Genomic DNA, 21478 nt, shown 5'->3' on the forward strand with positions numbered 1-21478 from the left:
GGCCCGGCGCTACCCCCAGCGCGTACCGGACCAGCGTTTCCGACCTAAATGTATCCGGTAGCGCCGGGCCATGCCCGGCGGCGTTTCTGCGGTTGACCGCGCCCCGGCGCTACCCTCAACGGGTACCAAAACGCGCCCGGCAGCCGTTGCTCACCCACACCTGCCCACGCGAATAGCCCCAGCTGCGGCCTTCCTGGCAGGCGCTGCCGGACAGCTGCTGCTGCAGTACCGGGCGCCCCTGGCGCTCATCCCAGTCGCAGTTCTGGGTGCGATTGTTGTTGCTGCTGCAGGTGACGGCGTAGTTGCTGTTGCCGCCGCCCCAGTTGCCGCCATTGCCTCCGCCCCAGCCGCCACGCGATTCGGCGAACTCGCCACGGCAGCCGCGGTTGACCCAGATGCTGCCGCGCCTGACGCCCCAGGTCTGGCCCTCCACGCAGGCCGAGCCGGAAATCTGCCGGACCAGGGTCGCGCCGCGCCAGTTGGTCGGGCAGGTCCGCTCGCGGTTGTCCTGGCTCTCGCAGCGGATGGTGCTGCCGCCGCTGCTGCCGCCCCAGTTGCCGCCATTGCCACCGCCCCAGCCGCCGCGGCCCTCGACGAACTCGGCCCGGCAGCCATTGGTGACCCAGATGCTGCCGTTGCGGCTGCCCCAGGTGCGGCCCTCCACGCAGGACGAGCCGGACAGCTGGCGCACCATCTGCGCGCTGCGCCAGCCGGTGTTGCAGACCCGCTCGCGGTTGTTCTGGCTCTCGCAGCGGACGACGCCGTTCTGCGCAGCGGCGGGGGCAGCGGGCAGGGCGAGGCTGGCAAGGCCGCCCACGGACAAGGTCAGGGCCAGGCTGGCCAGGGACAGCGGTTTCATGGCGGATCCCCATACGGTGTGTGGTGCGCGACTATAAGGACGGGGCGGATAAAGCCCGTGTGACTGTCCGCATTTGCCCCGGCCGGGGCCTCGGCCGCAGAATACGGGGCTTTCCGGTCCCCGTCGGGCGCCGGCGTTCTCCAGCGGAGCTTCCCCCCATGCGTACCCACTTCTGCGGCCTGGTCGATGAGACCCTGATTGGCCAGACTGTCACCCTCGCCGGCTGGACCGACGTGGCCCGTAACCAGGGCGGCGTCTGCTTCATCGATCTCCGCGATCATGAAGGCATCGTGCAGGTGACCGTGGAGGTCGACAACGCCGAAGTGTTCGCCGTGGCCGCCTCGCTGGGCTACGAGGACGTACTGCAGGTGGAAGGCGTGGTGCGCGCCCGCCATGCGGTGAACGACAAGATCGCCACCGGCAAGGTGGAAGTGATCGCCACCGCCATCACCGTGCTGAACAAGGCGGCCCCGCTGCCGTTCCACGCGCACGAGAACCCGGGCGAAGACACCCGCCTGAAGTACCGCTACCTGGACCTGCGCCGCCCGGAAATGCAGCGCATGCAGCGCACCCGCATCAAGCTGGTGCAGGCCCTGCGCCGCCACCTGGACGAGCGCGGCTTCCAGGACATCGAAACCCCGATCCTGACCAAGGCCACCCCGGAAGGCGCGCGCGACTTCCTGGTGCCGGCGCGCATGCACCCGGGCGAGTTCTACGCCCTGCCGCAGAGCCCGCAGCTGTTCAAGCAGATCCTGATGGTGGCCGGCTTCGACCGTTACTACCAGATCGCGCGCTGCTTCCGCGACGAGGCCCTGCGTGCCGACCGCCAGCTGGAATTCACCCAGCTGGACATGGAATTCGCCTTCGTCCGCGAGCAGGACGTGCAGGACTTCGTCGAGTCGATGATCCGCGCCATCTTCAAGGAAGTGGTCGACGTCGAGCTGGCCGCCACCTTCCCGCGCATGACCTGGGCCGAGGCGATGCGTCGCTACGGTTCGGACAAGCCGGACCTGCGCATCGCGCTGGAACTGGTGGACGTGGCCGAGCTGGTCAAGGACAGCGAGTTCGCCGTGTTCACCGGCCCGGCCAATGACGCCGAAGGCCGCGTGGCCGCGCTGCGCATCCCGGGCGGCGCCACCCTGTCGCGCAAGCAGATCGACGAATACGCCGCCCACGCCGCCAAGTACGGCGCCAAGGGCCTGGCCTACATCAAGATCGCCGACAACGGCGAAGTCAGCTCGCCGATCCAGAAGTTCTTCAGCGAGGCATCGTTTGCCGCCCTGGTCGCCCACGTCGGCGCCGGCAACGGCGACATCGTGTTCTTCGGTGCCGGTGGCTACAACAAGGTGTCCGACTTCATGGGCGCCCTGCGCCTGAAGGCCGGCAAGGACTTCGGCCTGGTCGCCGACGGCTGGGCCCCGCTGTGGGTCACCGACTTCCCGATGTTCGAATGGGACGACGAAGACCAGCGCTATGTCGCCCTGCATCACCCCTTCACCGCGCCGGCCGTGGACGACATCGCCGACCTGCGCGCCAACGCCCGTACCGCCGTGTCGCGCGGCTACGACATGGTGCTCAACGGCAACGAAATCGGCGGCGGCTCGATCCGTATCCACCGCCCGGACATGCAGAGCGCGGTGTTCGAGCTGCTGGGCATCGGCGCCGAAGAGGCCCGTGCCAAGTTCGGCTTCCTGCTCGACGCGCTGAACTACGGCGCGCCGCCGCACGGTGGCATCGCCTTCGGTATCGACCGCATCGCTGCCCTGATGGCCGGCACCGAGTCGATCCGCGACGTCATTCCGTTCCCGAAGACCACTGGTGCGCAGGACCTGATGACCGATGCGCCGTCGCCGATCGTCGATACGCAGCTGGCCGAAGTGCACATCCAGGTTCGCCCCAAGACCAACTGATCAGGAGATCCAGGCAATGACCGAGTTTGCGTTTTCGCTGGAGTGGGAAAAGCTGGGCAATGAAGGCTCCGAGGCCAACCTGGTCACCGAGCGTGCACGCGTCTTCGGTGGTTGGCTGGTCCGTGTCGGAAACAACCCGGCGGCGATGGCCCTGACCTTCGTCGCCGACGGCGAAGGCCGTTGGGACGGTGAAGACTTCGGCGTCGAGGATTACGAGGACGACGAAGAGGAAGAGTTCGACGAGGACGAGGAAGAAGAAGGCGAGGACGAGGACGAAGAGGAATACGAGGAAGAGGACGAGGACGAAGAGGACGAAACCGAGTCGTCGGAACGGGCTTGACCCCGACCGTCGCCCTGGCGTCAACTCGACCCATGTATTCCATCCGCCGCGCCACCGTGGACGACGCGCCGACCCTGTCGGCGCTGGCTGCCCGCACGTTCACCGAGACCTTCGGCCATCTGTACCCGCCGCAGCACCTGCAGGACTTCCTCGAGGAGTCCTATACGGTGGAACGGCAGCGCACCATCCTGGCTCACCCCGATTACGCGGTGTGGCTGCTGGAGCTGGACGGGGAGGCGGTCGGCCATGCCGCCGCCGGCCCCTGCGGGCTGCCGCACCCGGACGTGAAGCCCGGTGACGGTGAGCTCAAGCGCCTGTACCTGATCAAGACCCAGCAGAGTTGTGGCTGGGGCAGCCGCCTGCTGGAAACCGCACTGGCCTGGCTGGAACAGGACGGCCCGCGCACCCTGTGGCTGGGGGTGTGGTCGGAAAATTTCGGCGCCCAGCGCTTCTATGCCCGCTATGGCTTCGAGAAAGCCGGCGAGTACCTGTTCCCGGTCGGCGAAACCAACGACCTGGAATTCATCCTGCGCCGGACGCCGCGCCCGGCGTGAGATGTTCACCGGCGCTTGCCGGTCGATTCTGTTCAATCACCGTACGTCCCGCCCCGCCGAACGCCAGGCTGTAACGCATGACTCCCCCCGTACTGCTGCTGCACGGCATCTGGAACGCCCGTGCCTGGGTCGGGCCACTGGCCTGGCGCCTGCGCGCCCGTGGTTTCCGGGTGCATACCTTCGGTTACTCCTCGATCTTCGGCGGCCCCGATGTAGCCGTGCCGCAGTTGCTGGAGCGGCTGGCCGACGCCGGCCCGCTGTCGCTGGTTGGCCACAGCCTGGGCGGCCTGCTGGCGCTGGAGGCCCTGCGCCGCCAGCCGCAGCTGGATGTGCAGCGCGTGGTCTGCCTGGGCTCGCCGCTGCGTGGCAGTGGCACGGCGCGGTCGCTGTCCGAGCACGGCTGGGGCCTGGCCCTGGGCCGCAGCAGCGAACTGCTGCTCGATGGCCTGCCGGACTGGCAGGGCAGGGCGAAGGTCGGCCTGATCGCCGGGTCGGTGCCGCATGGCCTGGGCAGCCTGCTGGGCGCGCTGGATGACGTATCCGACGGCACCGTGGCCCTGGCCGAGACCCGCCTGCCGGGCCTGGCCGACCACTGCGTGGTGCGCACCAGCCACAGCGGCCTGGTGGTATCGCCCGACGCCGCGCGGCAGACCGCGCATTTCCTGCGCCACGGCCAGTTCGACCACAGCCGCGACGCCGCGGCGGCGTAAGGGCAGGGGGCGGGGTTGCCCTGTAGAGCCGAGCCCATGCTCGGCTGCATTCCCGTCGGGCCCATTGAGCCGAGCATTGGCTCGGCTCTACAACAATACGGGCCTAGACACGGTTGCCGCGGCAGACCGCGCATTTCCTGCGCCACGGCCAGTTCGACCACAGCCGCGACGCCGCGGCGGCGTAAGGGCAGGGGGCGGGGTCGCCCTGTAGAGCCGAGCCCATGCTCGGCTGCATTCCCGTCGGGCCCATTGAGCCGAGCATTGGCTCGGCTCTACAACAATACGGGCCTAGACACGGTTGCGGCCGCCGATCAGGTAGAATCCGCGCCTTGATCCTGAAGCAGCCAGACGGTAACACCCATGGGAAGAGGTCCCTCGATCGAAAACCGCAAAAACGCGTCTGACGCGAAGCGCGGCAAGATTTTCACCAAGATCATCCGCGAGATCGGCGTTGCCGCGCGCGGCGGTGGAGGCGACCCCAACAACAACCCGCGCCTGCGTGTTGCCATGGACAAGGGCCTGAGCGTGAACATGTCCAAGGACGTGATCGAACGCGCCATCAAGAAGGCCACCGGTGAACTGGAAGGCGTCGACTACGAGGAAATCCGCTACGAGGGCTATGCCCCGGGCGGCGTCGCCGTCATCGTCGACTGCCTGACCGACAACCGCGTGCGCACCGTGGCCGATGTCCGCCACGCGTTCAGCAAGTGCGGCGGCAACATGGGCACCGAAGGCTCGGTCGCCTTCATGTTCAAGCGCCTGGGCGTGCTGCATTTCGCCGCCGGTGCCGATGAAGAAGCGATCACCGAAGCGGCCATCGAGGCCGGCGCCGACGACATCGTGGTCTATCCGGAAGACGGCGCGATCGACGTGGTCACCAGCCCGGACGCGTTCAACGCGGTCAAGGATGGAATGGCCGAGGCCGGCCATGTCGCCGACCACGCCGAGATCACCTTCCGCGCGGACAACGACATCAAGGTCGAGGGCGACGTCGCCCTGCAGGTCAAGAAGCTGCTGGACATGCTGGAAGACCTGGACGACGTGCAGGACGTGTACTCCAACGCCGAGCTCGGCGCCGACGCCTACGCCTGAGCCGTCCTCGACGGTCTGGGCGCGGGCCGTTGAACGGTCACCGCGGACAGTCATGAGCCCATACGCCTGCCAGCGTTTCCCGTTCCACCCGGCCAGGAGTGCCACATGACCCGCATCCTCGGCATCGACCCCGGTTCCCAGCGGACCGGGGTCGGCCTCATTGATGTCGACGCCGCCGGCAAGGTCAGCCACGTGCACCACCAGCCGCTGGTGCTGCTGGGCGCCGATGATTTCCCCCAGCGCATGAAGCTGCTGGTGCTGGGCCTGGCCGATCTGTGCCAGCAGTTCCAGCCGGACGAAGTGGCCATCGAAAAGGTCTTCATGGCCCGCAACCCCGATTCGGCGCTGAAGCTGGGCCAGGCCCGTGGCGCGGCGATCTCGGCGGTGGTGCTGCGCGACCTGCCGGTGCACGAATACGCCGCCAGCGAGATCAAGCTGGCCGTGGTCGGCCGTGGTGGCGCCGAAAAGCAACAGGTTCAACACATGGTCGGGCTCATGCTCAACCTGAAAACCAAGCTGCAGGCCGACGCGGCCGACGCGTTGGCGGTGGCAATCACCCATGCCCACGTAAGGGCGACGGCCAACCGCCTGGGGCTCAGTGCCCGCCAGGCCTGGGGCCGCAAATGAGGAGCTGCACGCAATGATCGGTCGACTGCGCGGCATCGTCGCCTACAAGGCACCGCCGTGGCTGGTGGTGGACGTGAACGGGGTGGGCTACGAACTGGAGGCGCCGATGAGCACCTTCTACGACCTGCCCGAACTCGGCCGCGAGGTCACCCTGTACACCCACTACTCGCAGAAGGAAGACAGCGTCTCGCTGTACGGCTTCCTGCGCGAGGGTGAGCGCAGGCTGTTCCGCGACGTGCAGAAGGTCAGCGGCATCGGCGCGAAGATCGCGCTGGCCGTGCTGTCCGGCGTCACCGTCGAGGAGTTCGCGCGCATGGTCCAGGCCGGTGACATCACCGCGCTGACCCGCATCCCGGGCATCGGCAAGAAGACCGCCGAGCGCATGGTGCTGGAGCTGCGTGACCGTGCCGCCCAGTTCGGTGCCGGCGGCGCCCTGCCCACCGGCAGCGGCCCGGCCCCGGCCGACCCGCTGTCCGACGCCACGGAGGCCCTGCAGCAGCTGGGCTACAAGCCGACCGAAGCGGCGCGCATGGCCCGCGACGCCTTCAATGAAGGCGACGAAGTGGCCACCGTCATCCGCAAGGCCCTGCAGTCGGCGCTGCGCTGAAGCGCGCGCTGGTTTTTTCCCATTCCTCCATCGCCTGAGCTTCGCCAGGAGTCGCATGTCCAGCAGTCAAACCCCGCACACAGCCGCCCCCGGCGGCCATGGTCACGCCCCCCCGGCCGGGGGATTGGCGTTGATCATCGGTGCGATCGGCGTGGTCTTCGGCGATATCGGTACCAGCCCGCTGTACACCCTGAAAGAGGCGTTCTCGCCGCACTATGGGCTCAACAGCGACCACGACACCGTGCTGGGCGTGCTGTCTCTGGCGTTCTGGGCACTCAACATCGTGGTCACGCTGAAGTACGTGACCATCATCATGCGCGCCGACAATGACGGCGAGGGCGGCATCATGGCGCTGATGGCGTTGACCCAGCGCACGCTGCGCAACGGGTCGCGCTCGGCGTACGTGGTCGGCATCCTCGGCATCTTCGGCGCCTCGCTGTTCTTCGGCGATGGTGTGATCACCCCGGCGATCTCAGTGCTCGGCGCGGTGGAAGGCCTGGAGGTGGCGGCCCCGGGCCTGCATGCCTTCATCGTGCCCATCACGGTGGTGGTGCTGCTGGCCGTGTTCGCGGTGCAGCGCTTTGGTACCGAGAAGATCGGCAAGCTGTTCGGGCCGATCACCTCGATCTGGTTCCTCTCGCTGGCCGCCATCGGCATCTACAACATCGTCGATTCACCGGAAGTGCTGAAGGCCTTTAACCCGTGGTGGGCCATCCGCTTCTTCATGGACCACGGCTGGCACGGCATCTTCATCCTCGGCGCGGTGGTACTGGCGGTGACCGGTGGCGAAGCGCTGTACGCCGACATGGGCCACTTCGGCGCCAAGCCCATCCGTCACGCGTGGTATTTCTTCGTGCTGCCGTGCCTGGTGCTGAACTACCTGGGGCAGGGCGCGCTGGTGCTCAACCATCCGGAGGCGGTGAAGAACCCGTTCTTCGAGGCCGTGCCGGACTGGGCGCTGTACCCGATGATCATCCTGGCCACCATGGCCGCGGTCATCGCCTCGCAGTCGGTCATCACCGGTGCGTTCTCGGTGTCGCGCCAGGCGATGCAGCTGGGCTACATCCCGCGCATGCGCATCAAGCACACCTCGCACGACACCATCGGCCAGATCTACATTCCCGGCATCAACTGGGGCATCGCGGTGATGGTCATCGGCCTGGTGCTGGCGTTCCGCAGCTCGTCCAACCTGGCCGTGGCCTATGGCATCTCGGTGTCGGCCACCATGCTCATCGATACCCTGCTGCTGGCCCTGGTGGCCCGCTCGCTGTGGCCGAAGGCGCGCAACTGGATCCTGCCGCTGTGCGTGGTGTTCTTCATCATCGACCTGGGCTTCGTCATCGCCAACGGCGCCAAGCTGCTGCAGGGCGCGTGGTTCCCGGTGGTGCTGGGCATCTTCCTGTTCACCATGATGCGCACCTGGCGCCGTGGCCGCGAGCTGCTGCGCGATGAGATCCGCAAGGACGGCATCCGCATCGACACCTTCCTGCCGGGCCTGATGCTGGCGCCGCCGGTGCGCGTGCCGGGCACCGCGGTGTTCCTCACCGCCGACCCGACCGTGGCCCCGCATGCGCTGATGCACAACCTCAAGCACAACAAGGTGCTGCACGAGCGCAACGTGTTCCTGCACGTGGAAACCCTGCCCATTCCCTATGCGGTGGAAGGGCAGCGGCTGAAGATCGAATCGGTGGGCGACGAGTTCTACCGGGTCTACGTGCGCTTCGGTTTCATGGAAACCCCGGACGTGCCGCTGGCGCTGATGCGTTCGTGCGACCACGGCGGCATCTACTTCGACCCGATGGACACCACGTTTTTCGCCAGCCGCGAAACCATCGTGGCCACCGCCAACCGCGGCATGCCGATCTGGCGCGACAAGCTGTTCGCGCTGATGCATCGCAACGCCGCACCGGCGACGGGCTTCTTCCGCATCCCGGGCAACCGCCTGGTTGAGCTGGGTGCGCAGGTCGAGATCTGACCCCGTGCCGACCAACGGTCGGCACCCACGAGCAGCAGCAGTTCCCAACAGCTCGCAGGAAACTGTCGAAGGCGGGGTGGGTCCGGTTGCGGGGGCGTGAGCCGCATGGATGCGGCGACCGAGCTTACATGGACGTACTTGCAGCGTCCCCCGTAACCGGACCCACCCCGCCATCCCACGGCATGCCCGCTTCTGCTCCGGCTGTTGCTCTGGATGTTGCCGTTGCCTCCGCGGGTGCCGGGCGCAGCCCGGTCGAAACCCGTACTTTTGCCGCATAATCAGCACATGACCGACGATCGCATCATCGGCGCCGGCGCCACCCGCGAGGATGACGCCGCCGACGCCAGCATCCGACCCAAGCGCCTGGCCGATTACCTCGGCCAGGCGCCGGTGCGCGAGCAGATGGAAATCTACATCCAGGCCGCCAAGGCTCGTGGCGACGCGCTCGACCACGTGCTGATCTTCGGCCCGCCGGGCCTCGGCAAGACCACCCTCAGCCATGTCATCGCCAATGAACTGGGCGTGGCGCTGCGGGTGACCTCCGGCCCGGTCATCGAAAAGGCTGGCGACCTCGCCGCGCTGCTGACCAACCTGCAGCCGCACGACGTGCTCTTCATCGATGAAATCCATCGCCTGTCGCCGGTGGTCGAGGAAGTGCTGTACCCGGCGATGGAAGATTTCCAGATCGACATCATGATCGGCGAAGGCCCCGCAGCCCGCTCGATCAAGATCGACCTGCCGCCGTTCACCCTGATCGGCGCCACCACCCGTGCCGGCCTGCTGACCGCGCCGCTGCGCGACCGCTTCGGCATCGTCCAGCGCCTGGAGTTCTACAGCGTCGAGGAACTGACTCGCATCGTGCGCCGTTCGGCGGCCATCCTGGCCATCGACTGCACCGCCGACGGGGCAGGGGAGATCGCCCGACGCGCGCGTGGCACCCCGCGTATCGCCAACCGCCTGCTGCGCCGGGTGCGCGACTACGCCCAGGTCAAGGCCGGCGGCCACATCGACGAAGCCGTCGCCCAGGCCGCCATGAAGATGCTCAAGGTCGACCCGGAAGGCTTCGACGAGCTCGACCGGCGCCTGCTCAAGACCATGGTCGACTACTTCGACGGCGGCCCGGTGGGCATCGAATCACTGGCCGCGGCCCTGTCCGAGGAACGCGGCACCCTGGAAGACGTGGTCGAACCCTACCTGATCCAGCAGGGCTTCCTGGTGCGCACCGCGCGCGGCCGCATGGCCACCCACAAGGCCTACCGGCACATGGGCCTGAAGCCGAAAAACCCGCCGCAGGATCTGTTTGCGGAGGTTCCCGATGTCGGTTGAGCCCCGATTCAGTTGGCCGACACGCATTTACTGGGAAGATACGGACGCTGGCGGGGTGGTGTACCACGCCCGCTACGTGGCCTTCATGGAACGGGCCAGGACCGAATGGATGCGCGCGCTGGGCTACGGCCAGGAGCGCATGCGCAGCGAGCACGGCATGGTGTTCGCGGTGCGTTCGATGCAGATGGACTTCATCAAGCCGGCCCGGCTGGATGATGCCCTGCAGGTGAGCGCCACCCTGGTCCAGCTGAAGAAGGCCAGCATGGTCTTCGACCAGCGGGTCGAGCGCGACGGCGAGCTTCTGCTGTCGGCCCAGGTCCGCATCGCCGCACTGGACGCGGCCAGTTTCCGCCCGCGTGGCATGGACGAACCCGTCCTTGCCACGCTGCAACCCCACCTCCACCCCGAATCCGAACTTTGAGGAACAACGGATGATCGCAACGCTCCTGGCCCTGCAGGCCACGGTCACCGAGGCACTGCCGGCCGATGTCAGCAACGCCGCGACCCAGACCCTTGCCCAGGCCACCACCGGCGGCGGCATCAACTACCTCGAACTGATGGCCAAGGCCAGCCTGCCGGTGAAGCTCATCGTGCTGCTGCTGCTGATCGGCTCGTTCGTCAGCTGGGTGATCATTTTCCGCAAGGCCCGCGTCTTCAAGCAGGCCACCCGTGAGGCGGACGAGTTCGAGAACCGCTTCTGGTCCGGCGCCGACCTGGGCAAGCTGTACAGCTCGGCCACCGACCGCAGCCGCAATGTCGGTGGCCTGGAAGCCATCTTCGAATCCGGTTTCCGCGAGTACAGCCGCCTGCGCGACAAGCGTCGCCTGGATGGCCGCGCGCAGCTGGAAGGTGCCCAGCGCGCCATGCGCACCACCTACACCCGTGAAGTGGACCAGCTCGAGCGCAACCTCGAACTGCTGGCCAACATCGGCTCCACCGCCCCGTACGTGGGCCTGGTCGGTACCGTGTTCGGCATCATGGTGACCATGCACGACATGATCAGCAGCGGTGCCCAGGCCGGTATCGCCGCCGTCGCCCCGGGTATCTCCGAAGCGCTGTTCGCCACGGCCATCGGCCTGTTCGTGGCGATCCCGGCGGTGTGGGCCTACAACCGCTTCACCACCCGCGTGGAACGCATGTCGGTGCGGTTTGAAACCTTCGCCGAAGAGTTCAGCTCCATCCTGCAGCGCCAGAGCGCTGGCGACGAGTAAGCGACTGACCCGGGAGTCCAAGCCATGTCCGCTGCCATCGGTCGCCGCAAGCGCCGCAAGCTGAAATCGGAAATCAACGTCGTTCCCTACATCGACGTCATGCTGGTGCTGTTGATCATCTTCATGGTCACTGCGCCGCTGCTTACCCTGAGCTTCGATGTCGACCTGCCGCAGTCCAACGCCAAGGCGCTGGAAAGCAAGCAGGACCCGGTGGTCGTCTCGGTCCGCCAGGACGGCCAGCTGAGCCTGAAGCTGCCCGACGCCAAGGAGCCGACCGCGGTCAGCGCCGAGGAGCTGCTGGGCCGCCTGTCCGGCATCGCCGCACAGGACAAGGACGTGCGGGTGATCGTCGCCGCCGACCGTGCCGTGGCCTATGAAAAGGTCGTCGACGCGATGGATGTCATCAAGCGCGCCAAGATCGACAAGGTAGGCCTGGCCACCGATGCACGCTGACACCCTGCCACCGCCGCACAAGCAGGAACCGGGCTGGGGCCTGCCCCTGGCGCTGGCTGTGCTGGTGCACCTGCTGGTCGCGCTGGTCTTCATCGTGGCCTGGCTGTGGTCGCCGGAGCGCAATACCGAAGCCGCCGCCGGTGACCCGTCGGTCGAGGCCAGCCTGGCGCTGTCTTCCTCCGAAGCCGCTGCCGCGCGCCAGGCCCTGCGCCAGTCGGAAAAACTGGAAGACCTGCCCGAACCGGTCGCCGAGCCGGTGCCGGTGCCCGTGCCGGAAGACACCATCCCGCCGCCGCAGCCGATCGAGGAGCCGCGCCCGCAGGACGCGCCCACGCCGCAGCAGCAACAGGCGCAGGAACGCGTCGCCCAGCCGGACACCAAGGACCAGGACGCGGTCAACGCCCTGGCTATCTCGCAGGAGAAGGCCAAGCAGGAGCAGGAAGCCAAGCGCCGCCAGGAGCAGATCGACCTGACCGAGCGCAAGCGCCAGGAAGAAGCCGAGCAGAAGGCACGCCTGGCCAAGCAGCAGGAAGAGGACGCCAAGAAGAAGATCGCCGAGCAGCAGAAGGTGGCGGCCGACAAGGCCGAGGCCGAGCGGCAGAAGAAGATCGCCGAGATCCGGGCCAAGCGCGAGCAGGCCGAGAAGGAAGCCAAGCTGGCCGAGCAGAAGCTGCGCCAGGTAGCCGCCGCCCGCAACGCCGCAGGCACGACCCCGGCCGGCAGCACCGGCGCGGCCCAGCCGGCAGCGGGTGGTGGTGGCACCAGCGATGATCTTTCCGCCAAGTACGCCGCGGCCATCCAGGCCAAGGTGCGTGATGCCTGGACGCGTCCGGACAGCGTGCCGCTGGGGCAGAAGTGCCAGGTGACGATCACCCAGATCCCGGGGGGGCAGGTATTGCGGGCCCAGGTCACGGGCAGCTGCCCCTACGACGACGCCGGCAAGCGTTCGATCGAAGCCGCCGTGCTCAATGCCCAACCGTTGCCGTATCGCGGCTTTGAGTCGGTGTTCAACCGCACGATCAACTTCACCTTTACGGCGCAGGACTGATCGAGGCGCTTCGGACAGCCCCGTCCGCGCTGCGCGGCGGGGGCCGAAGTTAACGGCGCGTGAGAGCGCGCGCTGGCACTGACCCGGAATTCACGTACCCTTGGTTCATGATTGCGAAGCGGTTCACCCCCGTTTTGTTATCCATCTGTCCGGTTTCCCCTTTATTGAGCGCTCCATGAAGAAGATGCCTCGCTGGCTTGCCGTGTTTGCGGCCCTGTTGTTGCCTTTCGCTGCCGTCGCGCAGCAGAAGGGGCTGGATATCGACATCATCGGCGGCAATGCCTCCGCACTGCCGATCACCATCGTGCCCATGCCCTACCAGGGTTCGGCCGGCGCCCCTCAGACCGATGTGGCTGGCGTCGTCCGCGCCGACCTGGAGCGTTCGGGCCAGTTCCGCACGCTGCCCGAAGCGCAGATCGTGGAAAAGCCGGCCCGTGGCGGCGAGATCCAGTTCCCGACCTGGCGCGCGCTGAAGCAGAACTACATCGTGGTCGGCCGCGTGGTCGACGCCGGTGCCGGCGCCTACCGCGTCGAGTACGAACTGTTCGACGTGCCCAAGGGCGAGCGCCTGCTGGGCCTGGCCATGACCGCACGTGGCAATGCCATGCGCGATGTGGCCCACCAGATGGCCGATGCCATCTACGAGAAGATCACCGGTGTCCGCGGCGCGTTCTGGACCCGTATCGCCTATGTCACCGCCAGCGGCAAGGGCGATGCCATGCGCTACGCGCTGATGGTCGCCGACTCCGACGGCTACAACCCGCAGACCATTGTCCGCTCGGCCGAGCCGCTGCTGTCGCCGTCGTGGAGCCCGGATGGCGGCAAGCTGGCCTACGTCAGCTTCGAGCGTGGCAATTCGGCCATCTACATCCAGAACATCTCCACCGGCGCCCGTGAGCTGGTCACCAGCTTCCGCGGCATCAACAGCGCACCGGCCTTCTCGCCGGACGGCCGCAAGCTGGCCCTGACCCTGTCGCGCTCGGGCAATCCCGAAATCTACGTGATGGACCTGGGCAGCAAGCAGCTGACCCAGCTGACCAACCACTTCGCCATCGATACCGAGCCGACCTGGGCCCCGGACGGCAGCGCGGTGTACTTCACTTCCGACCGCGGCGGCCGTCCGCAGGTCTACAAGGTGGGCGCCGGCGGCGGCAGTGCCGAGCGCGTGACCTTCCAGGGCAACTACAACGCCAAGCCCTCGGTGTCCTATGACGGCAAGAAGATCGCCGTGGCACAGGGCTCGGGCAACAGTTACAAAATCGCTGTAATGGACAGCTCGCTGGGCTCCCCGCGCTGGAATACGCTGTCGGTGGGCTCGCTGGACGAGTCGCCGAGCTTTGCCCCGAACGCGAGCATGGTGCTGTACGCCGCCCGCGAAGGTGGCCGTGGCGTGCTGTATGCCGTCTCTGCCGATGGGCGGGTTCGCCAGCGCCTGGTGCTGGCCGATGGTGATGTGCGCGAACCGGCGTGGTCGCCATACCGTACCCAGCGCTAAAAGAGTGTTAATATTTTCGCTGTATTGACCCCTCATCGGCCTAGGAGCCACAAAGGTATTGCCATGAACAAGTCCACCCGCGTTCTGCTTGTTTCCCTGCTGTCTGTGGCCGTCCTGGCCGGTTGCTCGAAGAAGGTGAAGGAAGAAGCCCCGGCTTCGGTCGACACCGGCACCTCGACCACCGCCCCGACCGGTCCGTCCACCTCCGGCCTGTACGGCCCGGGCGACCTGGACACCGACGCCTGCCTGCGTCAGCGCGTTGTCTACTTCGATCTGGACAAGGAAGACGTGAAGCCGGAATTCCAGGCGATCATGGCTTGCCACGCCAAGTACCTGCGTGATCGTCCGTCCTCGCGCATCACCCTGCAGGGCCACACCGACGAGCGCGGTTCGCGCGCGTACAACCAGGCCCTGGGCGAGCGTCGTGGCAACGGCGTCAATTCGGCCCTGCAGGCCAACGGTGGCTCGGCTTCGCAGCTGACCGTCGTGTCCTACGGTGAAGAGCGTCCGGTCTGCACCGAATCGGCCGAGTCCTGCTGGTCGCAGAACCGTCGCGTCGAAATCGTTTACACCGCGCAGTAATCCATGCGCATTGGCATCAAACTGATGCTGGTCGTTGCGGCAGCCCTCGTGGCTGCCGCACCGGCGCATGCACAGCGGCCGAGCCTGGCCGACCGTGTCGGTTCCCTCGAGCAGCAGATGTACAACAACAGTGCCAACCAGGACCTGTTGAACCAGATCAATCAGCTGCGGCAGCAGGTCACCAGCCTCCAGTCGACCCTCGAGCAGATCCAGCACGAAAACGCCCAGCTCAAGCAGTCCGCCCAGGACCAGTACCTGGATCTGGACAGCCGCCTGAACCGGTTGGAAGGGGGCAATGCAGCGCCGGCCCTGCCGCCTGTTCCGGCCACCACGTCGAAGGCCCCTGTGGCCCCGGCGCAGCCCACTGCAGCGGCCACTTCCGAGCGGCCGCCTTCGGTGCATGGCGACCCGGGCAGCCTCGCGGCGACCGGTGACGAACGCACCTCGTACAACGTCGCCTTTGATGCCCTCAAGGCTGGCAAGTACGACGATTCCGCTCAGCTGTTCCTGAGCTTTCTGGAGCTGTACCCGAATGGCGTCTACACCCCCAACGCCCTGTACTGGCTGGGTGAGAGCTACTACGCCACCCGCAATTTCCCGATGGCCGAGACACAGTTCCGCGAACTGATCTCGCGTTATCCCACCCACGACAAGGCCTCCGGCGGCCTGCTCAAGGTTGGCCTCTCGCTGTATGGTGAAGGCAAGGTCGACCAGGCCCAGCAGACCCTGGAATCCGTCGTGGCGCAGTACCCGGGTTCGGACGCCGCGCGCACCGCGCAGGACCGCCTGCAGTCGATCCGCCTGGGCAAGCAGATCCGCTGATCCGCTGACCCGGCGTACAATACGTAACCTGTAGAGCCGAGCCCATGCTCGGCTGCTTTCGTTTCCGGCGGCGGTAATGCTGCCCGGTTGCCTGTTGTAGAGCCGAGCCATGCTCGGCTGCATTCGTTACCAGCCACGGTAGCCCCCCGCCACGTGTTCCATGAAGAATTGCCCGCCATGACCGCCGTTTCCCCGTCCGCCGCCGTCGCTACCCCCAGCGAAATCGTGCAGTCGCCGCTGCCCCGGCTGAAGATCACCGAGATCTTCACCTCGCTGCAGGGTGAAGCCGATACCGCCGGCTGGCCCACCGTGTTCGTGCGCCTGACCGGCTGCCCGCTGCGCTGCAACTACTGCGACACGGCCTACGCCTTCCACGGCGGCACCTGGTGGGATATCGACGACATCGTGGCCGAGGTCCTGGTCCAGGGCGTGCGCCATGTCTGCGTGACCGGCGGCGAGCCGCTGGCGCAGAAGCGCTGCCTGGTGCTGCTGCAGAAGCTCTGCGATGCCGGCATGGACGTCTCCCTGGAAACCTCCGGCGCGCTGGACGTCAGCGCGGTCGACCCGCGCGTGTCGCGCGTCGTGGACATCAAGACCCCGGGCTCGGCCGAGGCCGCGCGCAATCGCCTGGAAAACCTGCCGCTGCTGACTGCGCGCGACCAGATCAAGTTCGTCATCTGCAGCCGCGAAGATTACGACTGGGCCAAGGGCATGCTGGCCGAGCACGACCTGGTGAAGCGCTGCACCGTGTTCTTCTCGCCCAGCAAGGGCGAGATCACCGCGCGCCAGCTGGCCGACTGGATCGTCGAAGACCGGCTGCCGGTGCGCTTCCAGATGCAGCTGCACAAGATTCTGTGGAACGACGAGCCGGGCCGATGAGCCCGGGCGTGGTGCCCTGATGTAGTTCCGGCGCGGGACAGCGTGCTGGCTTTCCCCTCCCAACCGGATGTTTTACCCATGAAGAAGGCAGTCGTGCTTCTCTCCGGCGGCATGGATTCAGCCGCCGTCATCGCCATGGCCCAGGAACAGGGCTTCGCCGTGCATGCCCTGAGCGTGCGCTATGGCCAGCGCCACACCTCCGAGCTGGACGCCGCCGTGCGCGTGGCCAAGGCCCAGGGCGTGATCGCCCACAAGACCGTGGACGTGGACCTGCGCAGCATCGGCGGCTCGGCCCTGACCGATGACATCGACGTGCCCGAAGCGGGCGGCGAGGGCATCCCGGTCACCTACGTGCCGGCGCGCAACACCATCATGCTGTCGCTGGCGCTGGGCTGGGCTGAAGTGCTCGGCGCCAACGACATCTTCTGCGGCGTCAACGCGGTGGACTATTCGGGCTACCCGGATTGCCGCCCCGAGTTCATCGCCGCCTTCCAGGCGCTGGCCAACCTGGCCACCAAGTCGGGCGTGGAAGGGGCAGGCATCACCGTGCACGCACCGCTGCAGTTCCTGAGCAAGGCACAGATCGTCAGCGAAGGCGTGCGCCTGGGCGTGGATTTCGGCCTGACCGTCTCCTGCTACAACGCCGACGCCAACGGCGCCGCCTGCGGCCACTGCGACGCCTGCCGCCTGCGCGCGCAGGGCTTCGCCGATGCCGGCGTAGCCGACCCGACGCTGTACGCGTAACCGCCCCTCGGTGGGTGCGAACCGTTGGTTCGCACGCCCTCCGCCGGGCACGGACCGGCGCTACCGGTGTGCTGTGGTGGGTGCGAACCGTTGGTTCGCACGCTCTCCGCCGGGCATGGCCCGGCGCTACCGGTGTGCTGTGGTATGTGCGAACCGTTGGTACGCACGCTTTCCGCCGGGCATGGCCCGGCGCTACCGGGCTGCTCTGGTAGGTGCGAACCGTTGGTTCGCACGCTTTCCGCCGGGAATGGCCCGGCGCTACCGGGCTGCTCTGGTAGGTGCGAACCGTTGGTTCGCACGCTCTTCGCCGGGCATGGCCCGGCGCTACCGACCTGCCCTGGTAGGTGCGAACCGTTGGTTCGCACGCTCTTCGCCGGGCATGGCCCGGCGCTACCGGGCTGCTCTGGTAGATGCGAACCGTTGGTTCGCACGCCCTCCGCCGGGCATGGCCCGGCGCTACCGGGCTGCTCTGGTAGGTGCGAACCGTTGGTTCGCACGCTTTCCGCCGGGCATGGCCCGGCGCTACCGGGCTGCTCTGGTAGGTGCGAACCGTTGGTTCGCACGCTTCTGCTCTCCCACCCAGCCATCAAAGTAGGTTAAAATGCTGACCCCGCCGACAGGCAGGGCATGCACGGGCCGTTAGCTCAGTCGGTAGAGCAGAAGACTTTTAATCTTTTGGTCGATGGTTCGAATCCATCACGGCCCACCAATGCATGCAAAGAGAAGACGCCTTTGGGCGTCTTTTTTTTGCTCCGCAAACGCCCTTCCGCTCCGCAATCCGCCTTATCGGCCCTTGCACGATCAGCTGAGCATCACAGGCCAGCTCGTTGGTTACCCACGTGACCGACCCGCAATTCTTCTCTGGGTCGCCCGGCTGTTCATGCCACACCCTCAGTGCTGGACTTGGCCAAGGATGACCCAGCAGCCAGCAACAAGGTGCCGAGCAGGCAGGCGCGATTGAGCACGCATGGAGCCTCGTGAGGGTGTCGGTTGGTCGCGCTCTGAATCACATCCGTCGAGCGGCGCAAAGAAGCGTCGCCCGGATGTCATGCAGGTGCTGACCAGCTTTTGCGCAGATTGATCAAGTCGCGCCGCGAAGTCGAAAGGCAGGCTATTCAGGCAAGAGTGGAAATCGCGGCTCGGTCGAACGGCATACTTGCACACCCCATGTCCTAGCAAGGAGCAGTAATTACATGACGTTTGTTGAATTGAAGCGCGTTGGCGCCATTCTTGTTGCCACTGTGGCTCTGGGGATTACGTCGGTCCAGGCAGCCGAAAAAGCGGGACAAACGCAGGGGAATGCGGCGACGCCGGCATCAGCAAGAGCAGACGGGGTCAAATCCCCAGAACGCTGGTACTACCTGGGCAGCAGTGCGTCTTCCAAGACCTATATCGACAGGCAGCAGACGCTGCGACGTGAGGGTGACACCGTCACGCTGACGATCCGCCAGGTGCTTGATTCCGTACCCGACGATCTCAAGGTTCACTCCAGGACCCGATACATGGATATCCGATCGCGCTATGACTGCAAGAAGCACACCGTGGCCCATATCTCGAGTCTGGAATTCAGCGCAGACAACGAGTATCTCGGGGGCGAACCCAGGCCGCTCGATCCTGTGCCGGTGCATGCGGGCACACTGAGTGCCGCAGTGATGGACGTCGCCTGCTCGGCGGGTTGAGCCCGCGCCAGGCTTCAGCGTTGCGCGGCAATCCGCTGCGCAAGACCGCTTGATGATGTTGTCCGCGCGTCAGCGCGGACCCATCCGGGCTGATTGACCACCGATGTAATGTGGCCTACTTCGGGTCGGCAGCCTTCGCCTGCGCCGGACTGCGATCCACCGCCGCCTGCGCGGCAGTAGCTGCCGCATTGGCAGACCGCACCGCTGCAGCATGATCCGCATCGAACCGTGCCTGTCGCTGGGAACTGTGTCGGCGTTCAAGTTCAATCGCGTCGGCGTAACTGTCGGGGTACTTCGCGGCACATGCATGCTGCACCAGCGACACCGCACGGTCACTCAGGCCGGGCTGGATGTTGGCCAGCACGCAATCGGCGTACGGCGAGGATGAGGCCGGGCCTGAGACCAGTGCGGCGATGATCAGGGCATTCAACATACGAACCTCCTTGTAATTGACGACGTGACTGTACATCGGTCCGGCCCACGCAGGGGCCGGCGTGCGATGGCGATGCGGCTACTGCGGCCGGATATCCCGGCACACCAGTTCGGCCAGGCCGCGGCAGGCCAGCAACATGCCGTCCACCGCGCCCTCATCCAGGTGCCGATCGGGCGTTGCCAGCACGCGGCAACGTTCGGCGGCGTGCAGCATTTCCGCCACGGTAAGCATGCCGACGGCGGCGCGCTCGACACGCGCGAGGTCCTGCGCGCGGCCCGGCAGCAGCTTGGCTTCCGGCCAACACAGGCCGTCGGCGGCGTCTCCATCGCGGATGCGTTTGAGGCATCCCCAGAAGGTGCTCAGGTCGGGGGCAGGGTTGCCTTCGTTGGCGGCCTGGTTGACGACGGTGTGGATGGAGCGGGACGCTTGGGGCGGACGCGGGTTCATCTCGTTTTCCTCGACACTAGGGCGGAAACGCCACCGCGCGGATGCGGGTGGCGGACGGTACGTGGCTGCAAGCCCGGAAGACAAATCGCAATTTACCGGCGGGTCCAAAGACCCCCACGCACCGCCCGCCATAGAGGCCGACGGATCACCCGCCGGCACTATCCAGAGACAGTGCCGACGGGTGAGCGCAAACAACATGCGATTTGTCTCCCCGGGCTTGCAGGCCCGGTGCCACCCGTTGTCGGTGGCACGGCATGTTGGTTACGCATGCGCCTGGATTTCAATCGGAGTTTTCTGAAACTCCGCCGAGTGCAGGCGCTTACAAGTATTGTCGCAGGCGCGTTTGGCGCAGCAAACGACAGGACGCGACGTATCTGCTGGGACGCGTGGCGGATCGCGCTGAGAAATGGCGTAAACCGCAGTGTGCGGGCCATTCGGTGTGAAGCTGCTCTTGTATGGCTGGCTTCAATATTTCTTTCGAAGGCGGTCGGGCGAGCGCGTCTGGCGGCTGATTTTCAGTGCAGATGCGACAGGGGTGCGGCGATTGTTGCTGCGCCAACGGCAGCCGAGCGTGGGCTCGGCTCTACCGGGGGATGTCGCGTGGTGGGGCATCCACGCATGGCGTGGATCTACTTCCTGCGGGTAATGGCGACGATCACGCCGACGATGCCGAGCGGGATCAGGATGACCGCCAGAAGGATGAGCCAATGCCAGATGCTGAATCCACCCATGTTCCAACTCCTTGCAGGAAACGATGGAGGGTAGCATCGCTCAGCGCCATCGCCGCCAGGAGCGCGTTATGCTCGGCATCTTTCCAAGGACGGGTTGGTCCATGCGCTTGATCGTGCTGTCGCTGTTGTTGTCCGCCGTCGCTGCTACGCCGCTGTGGGCTGCCGAACCGGCATCGGCTGCACAGGCAGCGCCGGCCACGCCGCTGGTGATCGGTGAAACCTTCACCCTCGAATCGAAGGCGCTGGGCGAAACCCGCCGCATCAACGTGTACCGCCCGCAGCCCTGGGGCCTGGACCCGAAGACGCCGCTGCCGGTGCTGTACATGCCCGACGGTGGCATCGGCGAGGATTTCCTGCACGTGGCCGGCCTGGTGCAGGTGCTGAGCGGCAACAGCAGCATGCGCCCGTTCCTGCTGGTGGGCATCGAGAACACCGAGCGCCGCCGCGACATGACCGGCCCCAGCAGCGACCCGGAAGACAGGAAGATCGCACCGCGCATTGGTGGTTCGGCCGCCTACCGCGCCTTCCTGCGTGACGAACTGATGCCGCAGGTGCGACAGCGCTATCCGACCACCGACGAGCGCGCGCTGATCGGCGAATCGCTGGCGGGTCTGTTCGTGGTCGAAACCCTGCTGCAGGAACCGACGCTGTTCAACAGCTACATCGCGCTGGACCCGAGCCTGTGGTGGAACAAGGGCGCGCTGCTGGCCACGGCGCCGAAGCTGCTGCCGGCGGTGGCCAAGGCCAAGCCGCGCGTGTTCCTGGCCAGCAGCGGGCAGCCGGAGCTGGCGCAGACCACGCAGCAATTGAGCGCGCTGCTGCAGGGCGCGTCGCCGTCGGTGCTGGCCGGCTATCAGCCGTTCCCGCAGGAGAGCCACGGTACGGTCTACCACCCGGCGGCGCTGCAGGCGCTGCGCACGCTGTTCCCGGTACGCCCGCCAGCCCAGCCTTGAT

Annotated in this window: 23 protein-coding genes and 1 tRNA gene; 21 read left to right on the forward strand and 3 right to left on the reverse strand. The window is 66.6% G+C overall.

Translation table 11 applies throughout. From position 1 onward, the window contains the following. Positions 1-115: 115 nt before the first annotated feature. On the reverse strand, positions 116-859 hold the full coding sequence (locus tag FJU31_RS18670; RefSeq protein WP_150456073.1) for a DUF3011 domain-containing protein: 744 nt from the start codon (positions 857-859) through the stop codon (positions 116-118). A 158-nt stretch (positions 860-1017) separates the two neighbouring features. Here FJU31_RS18670 and aspS point away from each other — a divergent pair, with 158 nt between their 5' ends. From aspS to FJU31_RS18775, 20 genes are all read left to right on the forward strand, one after another. After that, positions 1018-2769: an aspartate--tRNA ligase gene (gene aspS / locus FJU31_RS18675; RefSeq protein ID WP_108769734.1), complete on the forward strand. Its 1752-nt coding sequence runs from the start codon at positions 1018-1020 to the stop codon at positions 2767-2769. A 16-nt stretch (positions 2770-2785) separates the two neighbouring features. Then, positions 2786-3109: a DNA primase gene (locus tag FJU31_RS18680; RefSeq protein ID WP_150456074.1), complete on the forward strand. Its 324-nt coding sequence runs from the start codon at positions 2786-2788 to the stop codon at positions 3107-3109. 32 nt (positions 3110-3141) lie between these two features. Beyond that, a complete protein-coding gene (locus FJU31_RS18685) occupies positions 3142-3663 on the forward strand; it encodes a GNAT family N-acetyltransferase (protein ID WP_150456075.1) in 522 nt (173 codons plus the stop codon). A 77-nt stretch (positions 3664-3740) separates the two neighbouring features. Further along, positions 3741-4373: an esterase/lipase family protein gene (locus FJU31_RS18690; RefSeq protein WP_150456076.1), complete on the forward strand. Its 633-nt coding sequence runs from the start codon at positions 3741-3743 to the stop codon at positions 4371-4373. A gap of 360 nt (positions 4374-4733) precedes the next feature. After that, a complete protein-coding gene (locus FJU31_RS18700; protein ID WP_150456077.1) occupies positions 4734-5465 on the forward strand; it encodes a YebC/PmpR family DNA-binding transcriptional regulator in 732 nt (243 codons plus the stop codon). Positions 5466-5570: 105 nt separating this feature from the next. Further along, on the forward strand, positions 5571-6092 hold the full coding sequence (gene ruvC / locus FJU31_RS18705) for a crossover junction endodeoxyribonuclease RuvC (protein WP_150456078.1): 522 nt from the start codon (positions 5571-5573) through the stop codon (positions 6090-6092). A gap of 13 nt (positions 6093-6105) precedes the next feature. After that, on the forward strand, positions 6106-6699 hold the full coding sequence (gene ruvA / locus FJU31_RS18710) for a Holliday junction branch migration protein RuvA (protein ID WP_150456079.1): 594 nt from the start codon (positions 6106-6108) through the stop codon (positions 6697-6699). 55 nt (positions 6700-6754) lie between these two features. Beyond that, on the forward strand, positions 6755-8674 hold the full coding sequence (locus FJU31_RS18715; RefSeq protein ID WP_150456080.1) for a potassium transporter Kup: 1920 nt from the start codon (positions 6755-6757) through the stop codon (positions 8672-8674). A gap of 285 nt (positions 8675-8959) precedes the next feature. Further along, entirely contained in the window at positions 8960-10000 is a 1041-nt protein-coding gene (gene ruvB, locus FJU31_RS18720) for a Holliday junction branch migration DNA helicase RuvB (protein ID WP_079222898.1), read from the forward strand. Next, a complete protein-coding gene (gene ybgC, locus FJU31_RS18725; RefSeq protein WP_150456081.1) occupies positions 9990-10421 on the forward strand; it encodes a tol-pal system-associated acyl-CoA thioesterase in 432 nt (143 codons plus the stop codon). The genes ruvB and ybgC overlap by 11 nt, the downstream gene beginning before the upstream one ends. A 10-nt stretch (positions 10422-10431) precedes the next feature. Further along, positions 10432-11211, forward strand: a complete 780-nt coding sequence (gene tolQ / locus FJU31_RS18730) for a protein TolQ (protein WP_108769727.1) — start codon at positions 10432-10434, stop codon at positions 11209-11211. Between the two features lie 24 nt (positions 11212-11235). Continuing rightward, positions 11236-11664 (forward strand): protein TolR, encoded by a 429-nt coding sequence (gene tolR, locus FJU31_RS18735; RefSeq protein ID WP_108769726.1) that lies wholly within the window; start codon positions 11236-11238, stop codon positions 11662-11664. Beyond that, complete coding sequence (gene tolA / locus FJU31_RS18740; protein ID WP_150456082.1) at positions 11654-12712, forward strand: cell envelope integrity protein TolA; 1059 nt, start codon at positions 11654-11656, stop codon at positions 12710-12712. Before tolR ends, tolA begins: the two co-directional genes overlap by 11 nt. Positions 12713-12887: 175 nt before the next feature. Continuing rightward, positions 12888-14207, forward strand: coding sequence for a Tol-Pal system beta propeller repeat protein TolB (gene tolB, locus FJU31_RS18745; RefSeq protein ID WP_150456083.1), 1320 nt, complete (start codon positions 12888-12890; stop codon positions 14205-14207). Between the two features lie 63 nt (positions 14208-14270). Beyond that, positions 14271-14789 (forward strand): peptidoglycan-associated lipoprotein Pal, encoded by a 519-nt coding sequence (gene pal, locus FJU31_RS18750; RefSeq protein ID WP_150456084.1) that lies wholly within the window; start codon positions 14271-14273, stop codon positions 14787-14789. 3 nt (positions 14790-14792) lie between these two features. After that, a complete protein-coding gene (gene ybgF, locus FJU31_RS18755; protein WP_150456085.1) occupies positions 14793-15611 on the forward strand; it encodes a tol-pal system protein YbgF in 819 nt (272 codons plus the stop codon). 177 nt (positions 15612-15788) lie between these two features. Then, a complete protein-coding gene (gene queE, locus FJU31_RS18760; protein ID WP_150456086.1) occupies positions 15789-16490 on the forward strand; it encodes a 7-carboxy-7-deazaguanine synthase QueE in 702 nt (233 codons plus the stop codon). Positions 16491-16568: 78 nt separating this feature from the next. Beyond that, entirely contained in the window at positions 16569-17234 is a 666-nt protein-coding gene (gene queC / locus FJU31_RS18765) for a 7-cyano-7-deazaguanine synthase QueC (protein ID WP_108769721.1), read from the forward strand. A gap of 633 nt (positions 17235-17867) precedes the next feature. Beyond that, positions 17868-17943, forward strand: a tRNA-Lys gene (locus FJU31_RS18770). Positions 17944-18427: 484 nt separating this feature from the next. Beyond that, positions 18428-18913, forward strand: coding sequence for a surface-adhesin E family protein (locus FJU31_RS18775; protein WP_150456087.1), 486 nt, complete (start codon positions 18428-18430; stop codon positions 18911-18913). A 115-nt stretch (positions 18914-19028) separates the two neighbouring features. Here FJU31_RS18775 and FJU31_RS18780 read toward each other — a convergent pair whose 3' ends face one another. Further along, positions 19029-19346, reverse strand: a complete 318-nt coding sequence (locus FJU31_RS18780; RefSeq protein WP_150456097.1) for a hypothetical protein — start codon at positions 19344-19346, stop codon at positions 19029-19031. Positions 19347-19424: 78 nt separating this feature from the next. Further along, complete coding sequence (locus tag FJU31_RS18785) at positions 19425-19793, reverse strand: hypothetical protein (protein WP_150456088.1); 369 nt, start codon at positions 19791-19793, stop codon at positions 19425-19427. Between the two features lie 832 nt (positions 19794-20625). Between FJU31_RS18785 and FJU31_RS18790 the strand changes: the two genes are divergently transcribed. Continuing rightward, a complete protein-coding gene (locus tag FJU31_RS18790; RefSeq protein ID WP_150456089.1) occupies positions 20626-21477 on the forward strand; it encodes an alpha/beta hydrolase in 852 nt (283 codons plus the stop codon). Position 21478: the final 1 nt, after the last annotated feature.

Source organism: Stenotrophomonas cyclobalanopsidis (assembly GCF_008710035.1).
Classification (GTDB): Bacteria; Pseudomonadota; Gammaproteobacteria; order Xanthomonadales; family Xanthomonadaceae; genus Stenotrophomonas; species Stenotrophomonas cyclobalanopsidis.

Excerpts from the sequence above, each read along its gene's own strand:
- FJU31_RS18670 (WP_150456073.1), bottom strand. The coding sequence starts at position 859 with ATGAAACCGCTGTCCCTGGCCAGCCTGGCCCTGACCTTGTCCGTGGGC.
- aspS (WP_108769734.1), top strand. The coding sequence starts at position 1,018 with ATGCGTACCCACTTCTGCGGCCTGGTCGATGAGACCCTGATTGGCCAG.
- FJU31_RS18680 (WP_150456074.1), top strand. The coding sequence starts at position 2,786 with ATGACCGAGTTTGCGTTTTCGCTGGAGTGGGAAAAGCTGGGCAATGAA.
- FJU31_RS18685 (WP_150456075.1), top strand. The coding sequence starts at position 3,142 with ATGTATTCCATCCGCCGCGCCACCGTGGACGACGCGCCGACCCTGTCG.
- FJU31_RS18690 (WP_150456076.1), top strand. The coding sequence starts at position 3,741 with ATGACTCCCCCCGTACTGCTGCTGCACGGCATCTGGAACGCCCGTGCC.
- FJU31_RS18700 (WP_150456077.1), top strand. The coding sequence starts at position 4,734 with ATGGGAAGAGGTCCCTCGATCGAAAACCGCAAAAACGCGTCTGACGCG.
- ruvC (WP_150456078.1), top strand. The coding sequence starts at position 5,571 with ATGACCCGCATCCTCGGCATCGACCCCGGTTCCCAGCGGACCGGGGTC.
- ruvA (WP_150456079.1), top strand. The coding sequence starts at position 6,106 with ATGATCGGTCGACTGCGCGGCATCGTCGCCTACAAGGCACCGCCGTGG.
- FJU31_RS18715 (WP_150456080.1), top strand. The coding sequence starts at position 6,755 with ATGTCCAGCAGTCAAACCCCGCACACAGCCGCCCCCGGCGGCCATGGT.
- ruvB (WP_079222898.1), top strand. The coding sequence starts at position 8,960 with ATGACCGACGATCGCATCATCGGCGCCGGCGCCACCCGCGAGGATGAC.
- ybgC (WP_150456081.1), top strand. The coding sequence starts at position 9,990 with ATGTCGGTTGAGCCCCGATTCAGTTGGCCGACACGCATTTACTGGGAA.
- tolQ (WP_108769727.1), top strand. The coding sequence starts at position 10,432 with ATGATCGCAACGCTCCTGGCCCTGCAGGCCACGGTCACCGAGGCACTG.
- tolR (WP_108769726.1), top strand. The coding sequence starts at position 11,236 with ATGTCCGCTGCCATCGGTCGCCGCAAGCGCCGCAAGCTGAAATCGGAA.
- tolA (WP_150456082.1), top strand. The coding sequence starts at position 11,654 with ATGCACGCTGACACCCTGCCACCGCCGCACAAGCAGGAACCGGGCTGG.
- tolB (WP_150456083.1), top strand. The coding sequence starts at position 12,888 with ATGAAGAAGATGCCTCGCTGGCTTGCCGTGTTTGCGGCCCTGTTGTTG.
- pal (WP_150456084.1), top strand. The coding sequence starts at position 14,271 with ATGAACAAGTCCACCCGCGTTCTGCTTGTTTCCCTGCTGTCTGTGGCC.
- ybgF (WP_150456085.1), top strand. The coding sequence starts at position 14,793 with ATGCGCATTGGCATCAAACTGATGCTGGTCGTTGCGGCAGCCCTCGTG.
- queE (WP_150456086.1), top strand. The coding sequence starts at position 15,789 with ATGACCGCCGTTTCCCCGTCCGCCGCCGTCGCTACCCCCAGCGAAATC.
- queC (WP_108769721.1), top strand. The coding sequence starts at position 16,569 with ATGAAGAAGGCAGTCGTGCTTCTCTCCGGCGGCATGGATTCAGCCGCC.
- FJU31_RS18775 (WP_150456087.1), top strand. The coding sequence starts at position 18,428 with ATGACGTTTGTTGAATTGAAGCGCGTTGGCGCCATTCTTGTTGCCACT.
- FJU31_RS18780 (WP_150456097.1), bottom strand. The coding sequence starts at position 19,346 with ATGTTGAATGCCCTGATCATCGCCGCACTGGTCTCAGGCCCGGCCTCA.
- FJU31_RS18785 (WP_150456088.1), bottom strand. The coding sequence starts at position 19,793 with ATGAACCCGCGTCCGCCCCAAGCGTCCCGCTCCATCCACACCGTCGTC.
- FJU31_RS18790 (WP_150456089.1), top strand. The coding sequence starts at position 20,626 with ATGCGCTTGATCGTGCTGTCGCTGTTGTTGTCCGCCGTCGCTGCTACG.